Source organism: Pseudomonas sp. MWU13-2105 (assembly GCF_023242315.1).
Classification (GTDB): Bacteria; Pseudomonadota; Gammaproteobacteria; order Pseudomonadales; family Pseudomonadaceae; genus Aquipseudomonas.
The window spans coordinates 102,440-117,723 of sequence record NZ_JALLIY010000023.1; the positions used below are offsets into that span (position 1 = coordinate 102,440).

A 15,284-nucleotide genomic window follows, 5' to 3' on the forward strand; every position below is an offset into this window, starting at 1 on the left:
ATATCATTTGACGCAGTCGCGGTATCGGGCATTACGGTCGAAGCGTTAAAGATGGCCAAATGCCTTGAACAGAGTGAAGTGACCTCCTATCTCGATCTGGGCTATGACATCAAGATCGACAAAGGCAATTTCAATAAGCCCTATGATCACGAAAAGAATATCTATCAGGGTGTGTTTACCCTGGTTCGTATAGACGATATTGATACGGTCCCGCACTATAACGTGGATTTCATCGAACGCTCGCACGCTGTGCTGATCGGACAAAAGACCTCGGTGTCTGCAGAAGAGCAGGAGCAACTGTTAATCGCCATTCGCGAGTCGTCACAGGCACTGGCTCGTCGAATGATCAGGCTTTGGGAAAAGCTGAATATCCGTTATGTGATTGTCGAGAACGGGACGCTGCCGGAAAACATCATTTATACCCAGGCCTTGTACCTGGCCATCGAAGCCTACGGGGACAAGCATGGCCTAGGGAATTTCGTCATCTGGCGCGATCATGACCTGATGTGGAACAGTGAAAAGACCGTGATGAAATACGGTCCGGAGCCTTATCCCCACGCCGTCAAGCCGGTTCAATCCCGCTACATCACCTATGTGACCCTCAATGAGCACCTGAAGAACAAACTCGAGCAGTGGTGCCATCACGCCGTCGACGTCAAGGTCAGGAAGAACACCTATGACTTCAGCGGGCAGGGCACCTGCAAGAACATCAAGGAAAGCCTGGATATCCGCGCCAGCGACGTGCTGATTGCCCGCACGACCCGGATCATTCCACAAAAGCGCCTGGACCGGGATATCTACCTGGTCCAGCGGCTGAACGGGCTTTTTGCCCGCAACGGCAGCCGTCGAAAAGTCTATCTCGTGATCGCCGGCGATCCCCATGAGCATCCCGGTTACTTTGAAGCCTTGAACAAGCTCGCCAGGGAGCTGCAGGTCGAGGGCTTTATCAAGTTCGTCGGGGCACTGCCCCATGACTATATGCCGACAAAGGAAAAGTCCACGACCATCGAGGATTTGTATTACTCCTGCGACCTGGTTTCCTTTCTCACTTCCTGGGGCTATGACAGCTACGGCAACCCGGTGGGGGAGGCGATCAGCAGCCGGCGCTGCTATATCACGAGCCGTTACGAATATTATCAGGAAGTCTATGGCCAGCATGGTTTTCAAGCGCCGCTCCTGTCGATCTCGGAAGAGCAGGATGGCCTGCCTGATGATGCCTTTATTGACGACGTCTATCAGTTGTTGAACAACAAGGCGCGGATGGCTGAAGTGGCTGATAAAAACTTCGCCATCGGTCAGCGGGTGCTCTCCAATAACGTCATTGACATGCTGGACTTGAGTCCGGCTGGAGGAAATATGCGTGAGGCTGTCTTTGTCTCGGTTGTGCTGCCGGTTTATAACGAAAGTGACCGCATTGATAGTGTCCTGGCGTCTCTATTCAATCAGAAAACACAAGGTGGCCTGATTACCCACGCGAGCTATGAGTTGATCATCGTGGATAACAATTCCACGGATGACTCCGTGGCAAAAGTCAACGCCTTCAGGGCTGAAAATCCGACCTTGGACATTCACGTCATCCAGGAGAGCATCCAGGGCGTTTCATCCGCCAGAAAGCGCGGGATGGACTATGCCTCTTTGCGCTCAAAACAGCGCGATATCCGCCTGGGGGTCGTAAATAAACACTACATTGCGTCCGCCGATGCGGACTGCACCGTGGACCCTTACTGGCTGCACGCACTGATTGAAAAAATGCTCGAGGAAAACGGCGATCTGGGTACCTGTAATTACTATTACAACGAAGCGTCCTTTCGCCAACGTCCGAACCTGCTCAACGAGATCCAGAAGACCCTGCGCTGCCGCGAGATGTCGTTTTCACTGTTTGGCGGCTTTCCGGACGGCAAGGGGTTTGCCGTCGAGCGGGGCCTCTACGACAAAGTCGGCGGCATCGAGATTTTCTACCAGTTGCACAACGGCCGCTTTGTCGAACATCTCTCCGATGACTGGGATTTCGGCATACGGGTCATCGCCTGGGGCGGCAAGCCGGTCTACGCCCATGCTTCCCGGATCGAGATCAACAGTCGTCGCGTGGATACCATCCTTGATGAGGTGATCACCGGCAACGCCTATGGGCAGGACGGAATCATCATCATGAAGGACGTGCGCCCCGACGTCGAAGAGCAAACGCCGACGCTGCGCGACACCACAGCCGGGCAGTCGCAACAGGCCTGGGAGTACTCGATCAAGGACTACGTCCCCAAGAACATCGTGTTGCCGGCGCTGCTCAATCCGCAGATTTTGCTGGAGCGCCCGGCGGTGCGTGAGTTCTTCACGGCGCCGGTAGCTGACCGCTTGTATCAGCGTATCCATGAAATCAAACAAAGCTCCCGGGTCATCGACTTCAAACCGATTCACGCCTACAAGACCCCGTCCTACCGCCTCTATTTCGAGTTCCGCGAGGAGATTTTCACTGCCCTGCGTCGTGCCGTCGGCGAGGATATCGGCTTCCCGCCGCCACTGCCGGCCTGCTTCGACGGGGTCAAGGCGGAGGACTTCGAACGCTTTGCCTACTACTTCGCCGAAGACCGCGAGTCCGGTGAAGCCCATAACTACTTTGCGAACGGGGGGGTATTCTGATGAATGGCGAAGCTCTGGGTTCACTGAACGATATCGACCCGAATTATCCAACGCCGCGGGTATACGACTTTCTCTCTCACGCGGATAACAGTGCCTTTCTGGAATATGTGTTCAACGACCCGTTCGGCTGCCATGTTTTCCCTGGCGATATCCCCGACTATCCGTTGTCATCTTTTTTTGCCGACATGGATCGCGATATCCGGCAGGCCAAGCAGATCCACCTATGGGCTTATATTCCCACCTGCCGCTACCGTTGCCATTTCTGCCAGTATCCGACGGTTATCTTGAACCCCAAGGCCGCCTCGTCGCAGCAGGTGTTCCGGGATCTGGTGGACTACAACATCAAAGAGGCCACGATGTGGCTTCAGAAAGTCCCTGGCCTGGCTCAGGCAGAAATCGGCGAATTCAATATCTTTGGCGGTACGCCATCGCTGCTGCCAGAGTCGGAACTACGCCGCCTGATGGATTTTTACCTGAGCCATTTCAACTTCTCGGCCGCCACCCTGCGCTTCGAGGGCGAACCGGGCACCCTGAACAAACCCTATCTGTCACTGTTACAGGAGCTGGGGTTCAGCAAAATAAGTTTCGGCACCCAGTCCTTCAATGACCGCATCATCTCGGCCTGCGGGCGCATGCACTCCGCCGATGAGTGCGTGGAAACCATCCATCACGCCCGTGCAATCGGCCTGGACTGGGTCAGCGTCGACCTTATCTACGGCATGCTCGGCCAGAGCGTGGATGATGTGAAATACGACATGCAGAAGTCCCTTGAGCTTGAGCTTTCCCATGTGGTCATCAGCAAGCTGCACATGGAAGAGTTCATGAAAACCCGTACCGGGGTGTCCGGGGAGAAACAAAGCCATTGGCAGAGAAAAGGCTTGATCGGTACCGACAACATGACTTTTCCGGGCCTCGGCCAGCAGTATCAGATGCGCGAACTGGTGGAGCAGTACCTGTCATCCGGTTATCGCGAACACCCGACCATGTACTTCCACCAGAACCACCGGCAGCCGGAGAAATGGAAAGGGCTCATCACCGACCTCGATAAACAGTACCCGGAAGTGGCGATCGGTCTCGGTGGCAGCTCGAAATGTACAGGCTCTGAAGCCATCAACATCACCGGCTACAACAAGTACAAGCAAGCCCTTGATGAAGGCCGCTTGCCGATTGATGAAAGCCGGGGGTTCTCGGCGCTCCAACGCGAAGTCAACGCTTTCAAGATGGCACTTTCCACGCTGGTTCCAGTGAACGACCAGGTCTTCAAACAGCGCTTTGATGGCAGAAGCTTCTACGACAATCCGATTATCGGCCGCACCCTCAAAACACTGGTCGACAAGGCACTCGTCAGGGTTGATGGCGATCTGGTCAGCCTGACGCCCAACGGCGTGACGCTGGTCGAAGCCGTCATCAACACCCAGTTCGTGACGCCGCAAGCCTGAGGAGGAAATCAGATGGAGCAGCAAAAAAACTCATCCATGCCGGTCTTCAGCCTCTACTACATCGCTATCGATACTGAAGCCGGCGTGACGCCAGAGCAGTTTGAAAGCTTTGTTCGCCAGCAGGGCGTGCATATACCCAGCTACCCGGGTTGGAGCTGGACCTTGTTGCGCGGGTTACGTGGCGAGCGGGCAGGGCAATACCTGATGCTGTTTGAGATCGACAGCGCCGCGCAGCGCGATTGCTATGTGGCCGCGGACGGTAATAAAACCGAACTGGCCCGCCAGTTCTGGCGCGAGCATCCCGAAGCCTCGGACATTCTCGGTGAATGGAAGCGTTACGGCACCTTCAGCGAACTGCCGACCCTCTACACCGACTACCGGCTGCTGGCGGAAAACAGCAAAAGCACCGTACCCCATGGCCCACGTTATCAGGAGAGACCGGGGGCAGAGCCTGTCGCGCGGGTTATCGGCATCCACAATCTCGCGTTGCGCCCCGATGTCCAGGCGCAGGCCTTCGAGACCTTCATTGCGCAAAACCAGCACCGCATCGAGGACTATCCGGACTGGAAATTCCGCTTGCTCAAAGGCGAGCGGGGCAACCGCCTGGACCAGTACGTGGTGCTGATGGAGATAGCGAGCCTGAAGGCGCTCGATGTGTTTTATCCGGAGCCGGATATCGCCACCGATAAAGCGGCGAAATTTGCCCGGGCTCACCGGGACACCAAACAGATGTACGAAGAGTGGAAACAACTGGCCTCGTTTTCCGGCTCGCCACAGATCTATACCGACTATCTGTCAGTGGCGCAAAGCTTGTGAGTACAAATGTATCCCTCTCGCAGAGCGGCTCGAATCTGCGCCAACAACGCGCCACGCGAGGCATCTTTTTTATTGCCGGGCTGGGAATGGCGTCCTGGGCGCCGCTGATACCGTTTGTCAAAACCCGACTCGATATCGATGACGGAGCACTGGGCCTGCTGCTGTTTTGCATTGCCGCGGGCTCCATGCTGGTGATGCCCTTCGCCGGGCGCACCATCGCCAGGTTCGGCTGTCGGACGCTGATCCTGGCCTGCGCGACGGTCTTCTGCTTGATCCTGCCGTTCATGATGTACGCCACCTCTGCCGTGGAGATTGGCGCGGCATTGCTGGTTTTCGGGGCAGTGAACGGCCTGCTGGATGTGTCTATGAATGCCCAGGCGGTGATTGTCGAACGCGACAGCGGGGAGGCGAGGATGTCCGGGTTCCATGGCTTTTACAGCATCGGCTGTGTAGCCGGGGCAGGGGGTGTCAGCCTGCTGCTGTGGGCGGGGTTCATGCCTTTGCAGGCCATCTTGCTGATCGTGCTGCTGATCGCGCTTGTGCTGATGCTGGCTTCCGCTCACCTGCTCGGGAGGCGGTCGCGGGGAACCGGCGAGTCCGGAGGCACGTTCCAGGCGCTCTCACATCCGGGGGTCCTGTTTATCGCCGTGCTGTGTTTTTTCATCTTCCTGATCGAGGGGGCGATGCTGGACTGGTCAGCGGTCTTCCTGCACAGCGAGCGCGGCATGGAAAAAAGCCATGCCGGTTTTGGCTACACCCTTTATGCCATCGCCGTCGCGCTGGGCCGGTTGTACGGCGATCGTCTGGTCAACGCGATCGGTCGGCAGCGCATGCTGATGCTCGGCGGTTCGTGCGCGGCAGTCGGCTTGCTGCTGATCGTCTCGGTCGATCAGCCTGCCGTCGCCCTCACCGGCTTCATCCTGGCCGGCATTGGCCTGTCCAATATCGTCCCGATCCTGTTCACCGCTGCCGGCAACCAGCCGGATGTCCCGTCGAGCTTTGCGCTGTCGGCCGTGACCTTCATCGGCTATACGGGTTTGTTGAGCGGTCCGGCACTTATCGGATTTGTCGCGCACCATTCCAGCCTGACCGCGGCTTTCAGCGCCGGGGTGGTGATCATGCTGCTGGTCTGTTCCAGTGCCCGACGCATTGCGCGTTGAGGCACTGACAGGGCGGTCCTGACGTTGTCAATCAATGGAGTCATCATGAGTCAATTATCCGCTGCGGTTTTCAGCCTTCACTACATTGGCCTCAATTTGAAAAAAGGCGTTACGGCTGAGCATTTCGAAACGTTCGCACGCGAACAGGGTGTCGGGATCCCGGCTTATCCGGGCTGGCACTGGACATTATTGAAAGGGTTGCGCGGTGAAAGGAAAGATCAGTATCTGATGCTGCATGAGGCCCCCAGTGCGCAGCAGTATGCCCAGTATATTGACCGCAACGGCGATCAGACCGCCGCCGCGCGGGATTTCTGGCAGCTACGCCCACAGGCCGCGGCGCTGATTGCCGAGTGGAAAACCTTCTCGACCTTCGCCGAACGACCGACCATTTTCTCGTGCTATTCACTGGTGGCGCAGAACAGCGACAGCTCACTGCCGGAAGGCCCCAACTACCAGGCCAGCAGGGGCCAGACAGCGGTGGCGCGGGTGGTGGGGATTCACAACCTGGCCCTGCGCTCAGGCGTGGCGCCGGAAACCTTCGAGGACTTCATCAGCGGCAATATTCACCGCGTGGAAGACTACCCGGGCTGGAAGTTTCACATGCTCAAGGGACAGGGCGGCAGCCGCCTCGAGCAATACGCCGTCATGCTGGAAATCGAAAGTCTGGATTCGCTGAACGCCTTCCACCCTGAACTGGACGTTTCAACGGAAAAAGCGCTGACCTTCGTGCGCGAGCACCAGGAGAGCGAGCGCATGTACGACGAGTGGCGTGAACTGGCGTCTTTCTCCGGCGCGCCGCAGCTTTATACCGACTACCTCAGCATCGCCGGCAACAGCGGCTGAAGCGCCGACCAACGAATGTATCTTGACAGACAGCTGAGGCTCGACCCTGAACAGGACTCTGCAGACAGCCCGGATGGGACACCAGTCTGCGCCGGCTAGCGGTTCTAGAGCTGTATCCGGCGCAGTCGCCCGGTCAAGGCGGTGCTGCCATTCTCCGGCGTGGGCAGTGGCCGACCGGGTAGGCCCATGCCTTCGCTCACCAGCACGGCACCAGGGATCAGACACAAGTTCGAAGGTGTATCCAAGCCGCGGGCAAGGACGCTGATTTGCGCTGTCCGCAGGTTGCAACTGAGCAGACGGCCACTGAAACGCGCAAAACCACCATGCAAGCACTCTCCTGTCCAGTCAGTTGGCAGTGGCTGTAACAGCCGATCGCAGAGCTCCAGCACCAATACGTTACCCTCTGCGCACAGTGCCAAGCCCGTGGGGAGTTGCAGGCCGCGAAGCACAATGTCGATCCGCCCGGTGCCCGGCCAGACCCGTATGACCTGGCCGGCATGGTCGGCGAAGTCGATGCCCTTGCGAGTCGGCGTGTGGTGCAGCTCGCCGGAGAACAGGCTGATCAGCACGGCCTCGGTCGCCGGCTCATACACCAGCGTCACGGGCACGGCTTCCTGGCCTTGATCCAGCTCGGGCAGTTGGGCCAGCACGCGCTCACCCTGTTCGTCGGTGAACTCAACCAGTTGGTTGGCGTCGGGCTTGACCGCCATCCAGCTGCGTCGCGTCGGGTGGTAACACAACGAATTCAAGTTACCGCGGCTGCTGAAGACCGGCTCGGGCGGGGTGTACTGCAGATCCAGTATTTTCGAGCCTTCGACATAATCCGTCTGGCTGACCAGGTAGCGCCCCTCGCCGCAGGCGATGTCCGAAAGCCCGATGATTTCATCGCGCAACATGCGCGCCTGCATGTTCATCGCGCGAAATCCCTGCGCCAGGATCTCGGCGGGCAGGTAGTTCCCGGGCTGTTGCGGATCGGCTCGTAGCCGACTGATCCGCCCGCTGAAGGTCTGCTCCGGCAGAGCGGAGCCGGCTTCAACCAGCAGTAGGCTGCCGTCGGCCGCGAGACACAGGCCGCGAGGGTTCAGCAGGCCCTCGGCGACAAGACTGCTGGGACGCAGGGTTTCGGCGGGGCAAGCTGGGATGGAAATGGCAATGGACATAGGCACTCTCCATGTTCAAACGGGGTGGCAATCACGGCTACGCCGCCTTGGGCAGCAGGCTCGGCAGTTGATTCGAAATGCAGGCTTCTATCTAACCTTCCTGGGCAGTGCCGGGTGACGAGGCGTCCCCCGGCGTCCTGCTGGATGCCTGTTGCCGTTCAGCTCTTCAGGTAGTCACTCATGCTCAGCGGTACCGGCGGATAGTTGCGTTTCACCAGGGACTGCGCCCAGAGTTCGAGCACGGCGCGACGGCTTTGTGACATGTCTCGGGTAATCGGCATCGCCAGGGTGCTTTCTTCCTGGTACTCCTTGCTGATCAGCACGATGAGCTGATCGATGGCGCCCTCGATCCGTTCCAGGGAATTGAGTGGCATGTATTTGCTCATGATCGGGTACAGGTAATAGAAGGGTTGCAAGATGCGCGGGTAGATGAAGCTCTCCCAGATCAGCGCCCGGGCCTCGATTTTCGTGTAGATCTGGTTCCATTCGTTGACGAAGTCCTCCTGCAGGGTCGGTTCCAGTGGCAGCACCCGCAAAGGTGCGAGGAAGTCGGTGTAGGCGTCCGTGTAGCTGAAACTGAAAGGGATCTCGGGCGGCAGGTCACCTTCCTGCACGAAGAAGCGCAGGGTCGGGAACCCTGGTGCCTTGCCGTTGACGGTCAGCCGGGCGACGCCGTTGGCGTCGGTACGGATCTGCGTCAGGCAATAGTTCACGGTCCCGTGTTGCAGATCCTCCAGTGTGCCTTCCATGACGATGGGGTTGTTGAAGCTCAGGCAGGGGCTCAAGGCGACCGAGGCGGGCGTCGACAGATATTGTTGATAGGTGACAGGGATCGGCACATCGGAGGGCGCCTGGGCATGTACCGCCATGAGCCGGCGGCCACTGCCCACGCTGGCTTGGCTGGCGGCTTGAGGGGTGTCGACAAATTGCGGCAGATTGGCATTGTTGTTCTTGCGGTTCAACGGATAGTCGTAGAACAACGTGAAGTCGGTTTTGTTGCTGAACGCCAGGTAGTAGTTGCTGGTGCTCAGCATGAAGGCGTTGTCATATTCTGCCACCCATAGCACGGTGTCGGCCGGCGCCGGCTGACCATCGTATTGCACCATGACCTGTAGCGTCCGGCTGTCGCCGACATCGATGAAGCTGGCGCTTTCCACCACTTCTGCGGTCCACATCTGCTGGGTGGCGGCCTGTTTCGGAGTGTCACCTTGCAGTTGCAGTTCCAGCGATCCGCTTTGCAGCTTTGCCCTGGCACCGGGGCGCAGCGGCAAGTCGAGGATGCCGGAGCGTTTATCGAAGGCCGCCTGTCGATAGTCGTCGAAGCCAAAACTGGCCAAGGGACTGAATTGGCCAGCGTCGTTTATCCCTAGCACGTAATTGCCGGCCTGGAATTTCTCCGCCACTGGAATGGCGGCATCCTTGTCGAGCGGATAGAACGGGAAGGTGGTCGACAGATCCAGCGACAGGGTATCGCCATGAGGCTGAAGCTGAGTCGAGATCACCCCCAGTTGTATTTCTGCTCCCGGGGGCAGGGGCGTGTCGCCGGGTGTGGTTTTGTAGGGATTGATCGCGCCAGCAGGGACCAGGCGTCGGCCCGCCGGGGCGGTGGGGAACTCATCCGCAAACCACAGGCCGAGGGTACCGGCGGTACGGCTGTAGGCCGGGTTGAAGAAAATATCGGCAACATTATCCAGGCCTTTTTGATACAAATCCTCCACCTTGGCCTGCATCTCGGGGGCGGTGGAGTGGGTGTTGATGGGCGGGTAGTTGTTGAAAATACCGTTTCTGTCGTAGCAGGTCAGGAAGGTGGAAAAGCGGAACATCAGGCCCTTGGCGTTTTGTAGCGCCATCTGCTCCTGGAGGTCTTTGAGCAGTTGCGAGTTACCGATCACCCATTGCAGGTTCTCTTTCGGAAAGCAGGTCTGCCAGGTGGTGGTGACATAGATCAGGCCACCCAGTGCTCCCCAATTGAAGTTCAGGAAGCGATCGAGCATCCGGTATTGGCGATTGAGGGTCAGGCTGCACTCGGCGTCTCCCAGTACCAGCTTGTCGAAGTACAGCGCCGTGAAGGTGTTCTGCCAGGGGCTGACGTCCACGAAACGGGCGGGGGGGAGATTGTTACTGCCCAGCGGGTTGCCAAGCAATTGGTAGCGCTTGTCGATCAGCGCATCCCGCTCGACATAGCCGCCGCCGGGAAGTTCACCACCAATGATCACCGAGCGAATCTGCTCGTAGTCGACCGTGCCGCAGGCGTTATCGCCGAACAAGTCCCATTCGGCGGGAATCATCGGGTAACTTTTCGGATCGGCATTGCCCGGTACCTGCAGGGCATAGCCCGGTACGTCGCTCATCGGCAACGGCGCGATGGTCCAGGGCATCAAGGTGCTCGCGGCGTTCTGCGGGTTGATCCCGTAGGTTGCGAGAAACCGCCAGTTCATCTGCATCCTGACCGCGTCGTAGAGCGGCAGCACATCGTTGTTGTTGGCCGTCGGCGGGTTCCAGAACATATGGCCGTTGAGGTAGATGCGGGGAAAGTTCAATACGCTCATGTCATGCTCCTTAGCGTTGCCACTGGGCGCGTTTGAGCGACCAGACAAAGTCCAGTTTGTTGTAACCGACAAAAGCCGAGTCCGGCGGGGGGGCGGTGGGGTAGACGATGCCGCCCTGTTCTTTCATGGCGAAATTGAAATAGCCCTTCTTCGCCGAGTACGCGGCGGTGTCGTGACAGGCAAAGCACGACGACTGGCTCTGAAAGGCTGACTCCAGTTGGGAGTTGGCCAACAATGTGGGGTCGGTCCTGGACTGGACCCCGATCAGTTCGTACTGCGACAGCCCGGCATACTGGGCCTGGAACTGGCTATTGACCGGTTTGGCGGCGCTGGTCGGCCCGGTGCTGTTGGTCATCGGGGTCGGCGGGATGGCGTTGGTCACCGTGTACTTGCTGTTGTTGCGATTTTCGAAGGTGGTCCAGACCCAGTCGGGATTGAGCTTGTTGATGACGTGCAAGCCACTCAGTGCCGCGTAGCCGACCTGGTATTTGCCGTCTTGCAGGTAATAGGCCTGGGCGATGTAGTAACCGTCTTTTTCCAGAGCCTGTTTGTAGTCCGTATCAGCGCCGACCCACAGCCAGGCAGCTTTTAATTCCCAGGCGAGGGAGGGGAACTCCAGGTTGCTGGTCAGGGCGGCCTGGCCGTTCATGTTGTAGACCTTGTGCTGCACGATGTAATCGAAGGTGCCTTCGCCCATCAGCAGTTGAAAGCGCACGGGTTTGCCTTTTTCCGCCGGGGGCACCGCGCCGCCCATCTCCAGGATCATGCCATCCACCTGTTGTGTGGCATTGAGGTTATGGAAGGTTCGCGAGGGGTCCAGGCCCAGCGTCTTGGCTTGCGCGAGCACCGCGTCCGGGGGCGGTACCGCTGTGCCGTAGGGGGCGGGCTTGGCGCCATTGACCAGATAGACCTGGTCGGAGGGTTTCATGGACTCCCACTCACGGTTGGGACTCCCGGCGGCGGCAGGCTGGTTCAGACAGACAAACCAGTTCCAGGCCAGGGTTTCGGGGCTCTGCACAAACTCCTGGCGGGTTTTGTCGAGGTCGCCACCAAATTGCAGGAAGTGGCTGCAGTCGAAGGTGTTGGTGCCCTGAGCCTGAGCCAAACCGGCCAGGGTACTCAGAACTGTTATGGATATGGCTCGCCGCATGGAAGCTCCTTGGCATTGGCCTTGTCGTGGTATGGGTGCTCCAGAAAGTACTGCAGGAGCAGTTGCTTGACTGCCGTGGCCGGAAGTTGCTCCGGCAACGGCAGGTCGCAATTGGTGATGAGCAAAGGGCTGTGCTGCTGGCTGCTGGGCAGGCGGCCATGGCTGCCACGGATCATCGCGGTGTCCAGCGGGATCAGGTCCATGTAGTAGCGGAAGCCGAGCTTCTTCTGCAGCAGGCGGCGGGCGATTTTCAGCTTGGGCCAGCGAATCGCCGGGTCGACGAACAGCTCCAGCGGGTCGTAGCCGGGCTTGCGGTGGATGTCCACGGTGCGGGCGAAGTCGGGGGCCTTGCGGTCGTCGAACCAGTAGTAGTAATCGAACCAGTAACCGGGTGCGGCCACCGCTACCAACTCACCGCTGCGCGGGTGATCCAGCTGCCAGGCCCGTTGTTCGGATTTATCCAATACCTGCTCGATGCCCGGCTGGCGCTGCAGCAAGGCCTTGACCTGGGCCAGGTCCTCGGCCCGGCGTATGTAAACATGGGCGATCTGATGATCGACCACGGCAAAGGCCGCGCTGGCACCGCAGTCGAGCAGTTCCCAGGACAGTGACTGGCGGACCTGCAACAGCCCTTCCGAGCGCAACAGGCGATTGACAGAGATCGATTGCCGCACCGGCTCGATACCGTATTCGGACAGCAACATCACTGCCGCGTCCTGTTGTTCGGCAAAGTCCAGCAGCCGTCCCACCTCGGTGTCGATGGCCCGTAGCTCCGCGGCCAGAGCCGGGTGGTCCGGGCCCAGGCGTTGCAGGCCATAGTCGAGGTGCGGCAGGTAGACCAGTTGCAGGTCTGGACGATTGAGCTGGAACTCGGCGATGGCGCAATCGACGATCCAGCGGCTGGAGGCAATGCCGGCCGCCGGTCCCCAGAAGCCATGAAAGGGGAACTCGCCGATCTGCCGCTCGATGGCTTCGTGTAGCCCAGGCGGATCCGAATACAGGCCGAAGACCTTGCGTCCGTCTGCCGGGTAGTGGGGGCGTGGGGTGATGGAGGCTGTCACTTGCGCGTACATGTTGAACCACCAGAACAACTGGCTGCAGCGAAACCCGGGGATCTTGTGTTGCAGCACCTGCCAGACCTTTTCCCCCTGGATCAGCGCGTTCGGTTGCAGCCAGAAGCGCACCTCGGCCTGGTCGCGAAAGTACCAGCCATTACCGACGATGCCGTGCTCGGAGGGTGGCAGGCCGGTGAGTATCGAGGCCTGCACCGTCGAGGTGACTGCCGGGAACACCGGTTGCAGTCGAGCCATCTGCGCGCTGTCGCGCAGGCGATTGATGCGCGGTGTGGCGTCCCCCAGGAGGGCGGGTGTCAACCCGACCACGTTGATCAGCAGCAGCGGTTTGCGTGACTGATCAGAGGGCATGGCTGCAAGCCTCCCCGGTGGGCAACGGAGAGCTCAGTAATTTGCGCTGTTGCAGCTGCGCTTCGACCCATTGCAGTTCTGTCGCTATTCCCTGGAGTTGAGCCTGTTCGGTATGCGGCCGTAGTGGCGCGGGTAGTACGCCCCAGCTGTAGGTCTCGACCTCCAGGACGGGACGGAAGTCGCGGTGGTCCCCCAGATAGTCGAAGGTTTGCGACAAGGCCGCGTGGCTGCCGCTGAGTTCTGGCAGCAGCAGCTGTTCGCTGAACAGTGGTACATGAAAGTGAATTCTCAGCTCCGCGCATTGGGCCAGATCCTTCTCGGCGGCCTCGAGTGCTGCCGGCAGATCCTCCCAGGCCAGGAGTCGACCTTGTCGATCACGGGCTTTAACCTGATGCAGGTAGGTGGGTTCGACAAAATCGCCCAAGGCCCGCAGGACCGCCTGGCGTCGCGGCTCGTCCCGAGGCGGGAGACGACAGATCATGGCACTGGACAGTTGAATCTTGCCCACCGGCACCGCGGCTAGGCGCAGTCGATCCAGGGACTGATAGCAGTCTTCGAACATCACGGCCTGATGACAGACATCGAAGCACAGCGCCAGATGTTCGTGGTGCGGGTCGGTGGCTTGCCAATGCTGGAAAAAGGCGATGGCCTGATCGGTGTTTTCCAGTACGCAGTCCGGTTCCATCTCCAGGCAGAACACGATCTTCTTGCCGGTTTCCCGGTGCAGCCTGGCCAGGGCCTGGGTCAGTTGGCGCAACTGCAGTTCCGCGCCGTGCTGGAGCGCCGGACTCCAGTGCGCCGCATAGCCCAGCGGTACGCTGGAGATCACCCCCTGGACACAGTCCGACGGCAGCGCGGCCGCCAGCAGTTGCGCCAGTTGCAAGCTGTATTCCCGGCGGTGCGGGTCGGCCCAATGAGGGCGATAGACTTCGGCCTTGACCGCGCGCCCATGGAACTGGCCGTAGGGAAAACCGTTGAGCGAAGTCAGCCGCAAGCCACTGCGCTGCAGACACTCGAGGAACGCCTGGCGCGCCGTCAGTTGCTGTAATTGCGCCGCCGCCTGGGCGCTGATCCACAGTCCGCTGTCCTGCTCGTTGAGTCCGCGCAACTGGCGCACGCCCCGGAAATGCGCCTCGATCGAGGCGCATAACGCGCCGAGTTCGGGGGTGGGGTGCACATTGCCGCAATAGCCGATCTGGCGGGGCGTCCAATCCCTGGCCCGACTCATTTGACCACCGGTTCCTGACCGCGCAGGGCCGAGTTTTCCTGCCATTGCCGGCGCTGATCGATGGGCAGGGGGGTGCTGACCAGCGTCTTGTCCAATTGTCCGCTCTGGGCGAAGAAATCCACCGGGTTGTGGAATAGTACCTGCTCGACCTGGGCCTCGCTGAAGCCGGCTGCCAACATCGCCTGGCCGGTTTTCGGTACCTTGAGCGGGTCGCTGATGCCCCAGTCGGCGGCACTGTTGACCACCATCTTCTCGGTGCCGTACTCCTGCAACAGGGCGACCATGCGCTGCTCCGACATTTTGGTGTTGGGGTAGATGGAATGACCGCGCCAGCAGTCGCTGTCCAGTACCAAGGGCAGTGTCAGCTCGTTGAGGTGGTCGATGATCACCAGGTGCTCGGCGATACCTACCTCGCGAATCACCGCCAGGGTGCGTTTGGTGCCACCGATCTTGTCGCGGTGCGGGGTGTGCACCAGTACCGGCAGATTGAATTGTTTGGCCAACTCCAGTTGCGCGGCGAGGAAGCGGTCTTCTTCCGGGGTGATATCGTCGTAACCGATCTCGCCGACCGCGACGACGCCGTCTTTGAGCAGATAACGCGGCAGGATCTCCAGCACTTCATTGGCCACCGACAGGTCGTTGGCCTCCTTGGGGTTGAGGCCGATGGTGCAGAAGTGATGGATGCCGAACATGCTGGCGCGAAAGCGCTCCCAGCCCAGCAGGGTGTCGAAGTAATCGATGAAGCTGCCGACACTGGTCCTGGCCTGGCCTTGCCAGAAAGCCGGCTCGATGACCGCGGTGATCCCGGCGGCGGCCATGTTCTGGTAGTCATCGGTGGTTCGGCTGACCATATGAATGTGCGGGTCGAAGTACTTGGGCAT

The 15,284-nt window shown here is 59.6% G+C and carries 11 protein-coding genes; 5 read left to right on the forward strand and 6 right to left on the reverse strand.

What is annotated here, in order from left to right:
- The first annotated feature begins 51 nt into the window (after window positions 1-51).
- Genes M5B96_RS28280 through M5B96_RS28300 form a run of 5 tightly spaced genes read left to right on the forward strand, consistent with a single transcriptional unit; the run spans window position 52 to window position 6,892 of the window.
- A complete protein-coding gene (locus M5B96_RS28280; protein ID WP_248800221.1) occupies window positions 52-2,634 on the forward strand; it encodes a glycosyltransferase in 2,583 nt (860 codons plus the stop codon).
- Window positions 2,634-4,073, forward strand: coding sequence for a radical SAM protein (locus tag M5B96_RS28285; RefSeq protein ID WP_248800222.1), 1,440 nt, complete (start codon window positions 2,634-2,636; stop codon window positions 4,071-4,073). The genes M5B96_RS28280 and M5B96_RS28285 overlap by 1 nt, the downstream gene beginning before the upstream one ends.
- Window positions 4,074-4,085: 12 nt before the next feature.
- Complete coding sequence (locus M5B96_RS28290; RefSeq protein ID WP_248800223.1) at window positions 4,086-4,889, forward strand: hypothetical protein; 804 nt, start codon at window positions 4,086-4,088, stop codon at window positions 4,887-4,889.
- Window positions 4,814-6,049, forward strand: a complete 1,236-nt coding sequence (locus tag M5B96_RS28295) for an MFS transporter (protein WP_248800224.1) — start codon at window positions 4,814-4,816, stop codon at window positions 6,047-6,049. The genes M5B96_RS28290 and M5B96_RS28295 overlap by 76 nt, the downstream gene beginning before the upstream one ends.
- A 45-nt stretch (window positions 6,050-6,094) precedes the next feature.
- Entirely contained in the window at window positions 6,095-6,892 is a 798-nt protein-coding gene (locus M5B96_RS28300; RefSeq protein WP_248800225.1) for a hypothetical protein, read from the forward strand.
- A 104-nt stretch (window positions 6,893-6,996) separates the two neighbouring features.
- Here M5B96_RS28300 and M5B96_RS28305 read toward each other — a convergent pair whose 3' ends face one another.
- The 6 genes from M5B96_RS28305 to M5B96_RS28330 form a co-directional block, all read right to left on the reverse strand.
- Window positions 6,997-8,052, reverse strand: coding sequence for a hypothetical protein (locus M5B96_RS28305; RefSeq protein WP_248800226.1), 1,056 nt, complete (start codon window positions 8,050-8,052; stop codon window positions 6,997-6,999).
- A 158-nt stretch (window positions 8,053-8,210) separates the two neighbouring features.
- Window positions 8,211-10,601: a hypothetical protein gene (locus tag M5B96_RS28310; RefSeq protein ID WP_248800227.1), complete on the reverse strand. Its 2,391-nt coding sequence runs from the start codon at window positions 10,599-10,601 to the stop codon at window positions 8,211-8,213.
- 10 nt (window positions 10,602-10,611) lie between these two features.
- A complete protein-coding gene (locus tag M5B96_RS28315; RefSeq protein ID WP_248800228.1) occupies window positions 10,612-11,751 on the reverse strand; it encodes a hypothetical protein in 1,140 nt (379 codons plus the stop codon).
- Window positions 11,730-13,175, reverse strand: a complete 1,446-nt coding sequence (locus M5B96_RS28320) for an alkaline phosphatase family protein (RefSeq protein WP_248800229.1) — start codon at window positions 13,173-13,175, stop codon at window positions 11,730-11,732. Before M5B96_RS28320 ends, M5B96_RS28315 begins: the two co-directional genes overlap by 22 nt.
- Entirely contained in the window at window positions 13,165-14,403 is a 1,239-nt protein-coding gene (gene eboE / locus M5B96_RS28325; protein ID WP_248800230.1) for a metabolite traffic protein EboE, read from the reverse strand. Before eboE ends, M5B96_RS28320 begins: the two co-directional genes overlap by 11 nt.
- On the reverse strand, window positions 14,400-15,284 hold the full coding sequence (locus M5B96_RS28330; protein WP_248800231.1) for a TatD family hydrolase: 885 nt from the start codon (window positions 15,282-15,284) through the stop codon (window positions 14,400-14,402). The genes eboE and M5B96_RS28330 overlap by 4 nt, the downstream gene beginning before the upstream one ends.

Excerpts from the sequence above, each read along its gene's own strand:
- eboE (WP_248800230.1), bottom strand. The coding sequence starts at position 14,403 with ATGAGTCGGGCCAGGGATTGGACGCCCCGCCAGATCGGCTATTGCGGC.
- M5B96_RS28300 (WP_248800225.1), top strand. The coding sequence starts at position 6,095 with ATGAGTCAATTATCCGCTGCGGTTTTCAGCCTTCACTACATTGGCCTC.
- M5B96_RS28320 (WP_248800229.1), bottom strand. The coding sequence starts at position 13,175 with ATGCCCTCTGATCAGTCACGCAAACCGCTGCTGCTGATCAACGTGGTC.
- M5B96_RS28280 (WP_248800221.1), top strand. The coding sequence starts at position 52 with ATGGCCAAATGCCTTGAACAGAGTGAAGTGACCTCCTATCTCGATCTG.
- M5B96_RS28310 (WP_248800227.1), bottom strand. The coding sequence starts at position 10,601 with ATGAGCGTATTGAACTTTCCCCGCATCTACCTCAACGGCCATATGTTC.
- M5B96_RS28290 (WP_248800223.1), top strand. The coding sequence starts at position 4,086 with ATGGAGCAGCAAAAAAACTCATCCATGCCGGTCTTCAGCCTCTACTAC.
- M5B96_RS28305 (WP_248800226.1), bottom strand. The coding sequence starts at position 8,052 with ATGTCCATTGCCATTTCCATCCCAGCTTGCCCCGCCGAAACCCTGCGT.
- M5B96_RS28285 (WP_248800222.1), top strand. The coding sequence starts at position 2,634 with ATGAATGGCGAAGCTCTGGGTTCACTGAACGATATCGACCCGAATTAT.
- M5B96_RS28330 (WP_248800231.1), bottom strand. The coding sequence starts at position 15,284 with ATGCCCAAGTACTTCGACCCGCACATTCATATGGTCAGCCGAACCACC.
- M5B96_RS28315 (WP_248800228.1), bottom strand. The coding sequence starts at position 11,751 with ATGCGGCGAGCCATATCCATAACAGTTCTGAGTACCCTGGCCGGTTTG.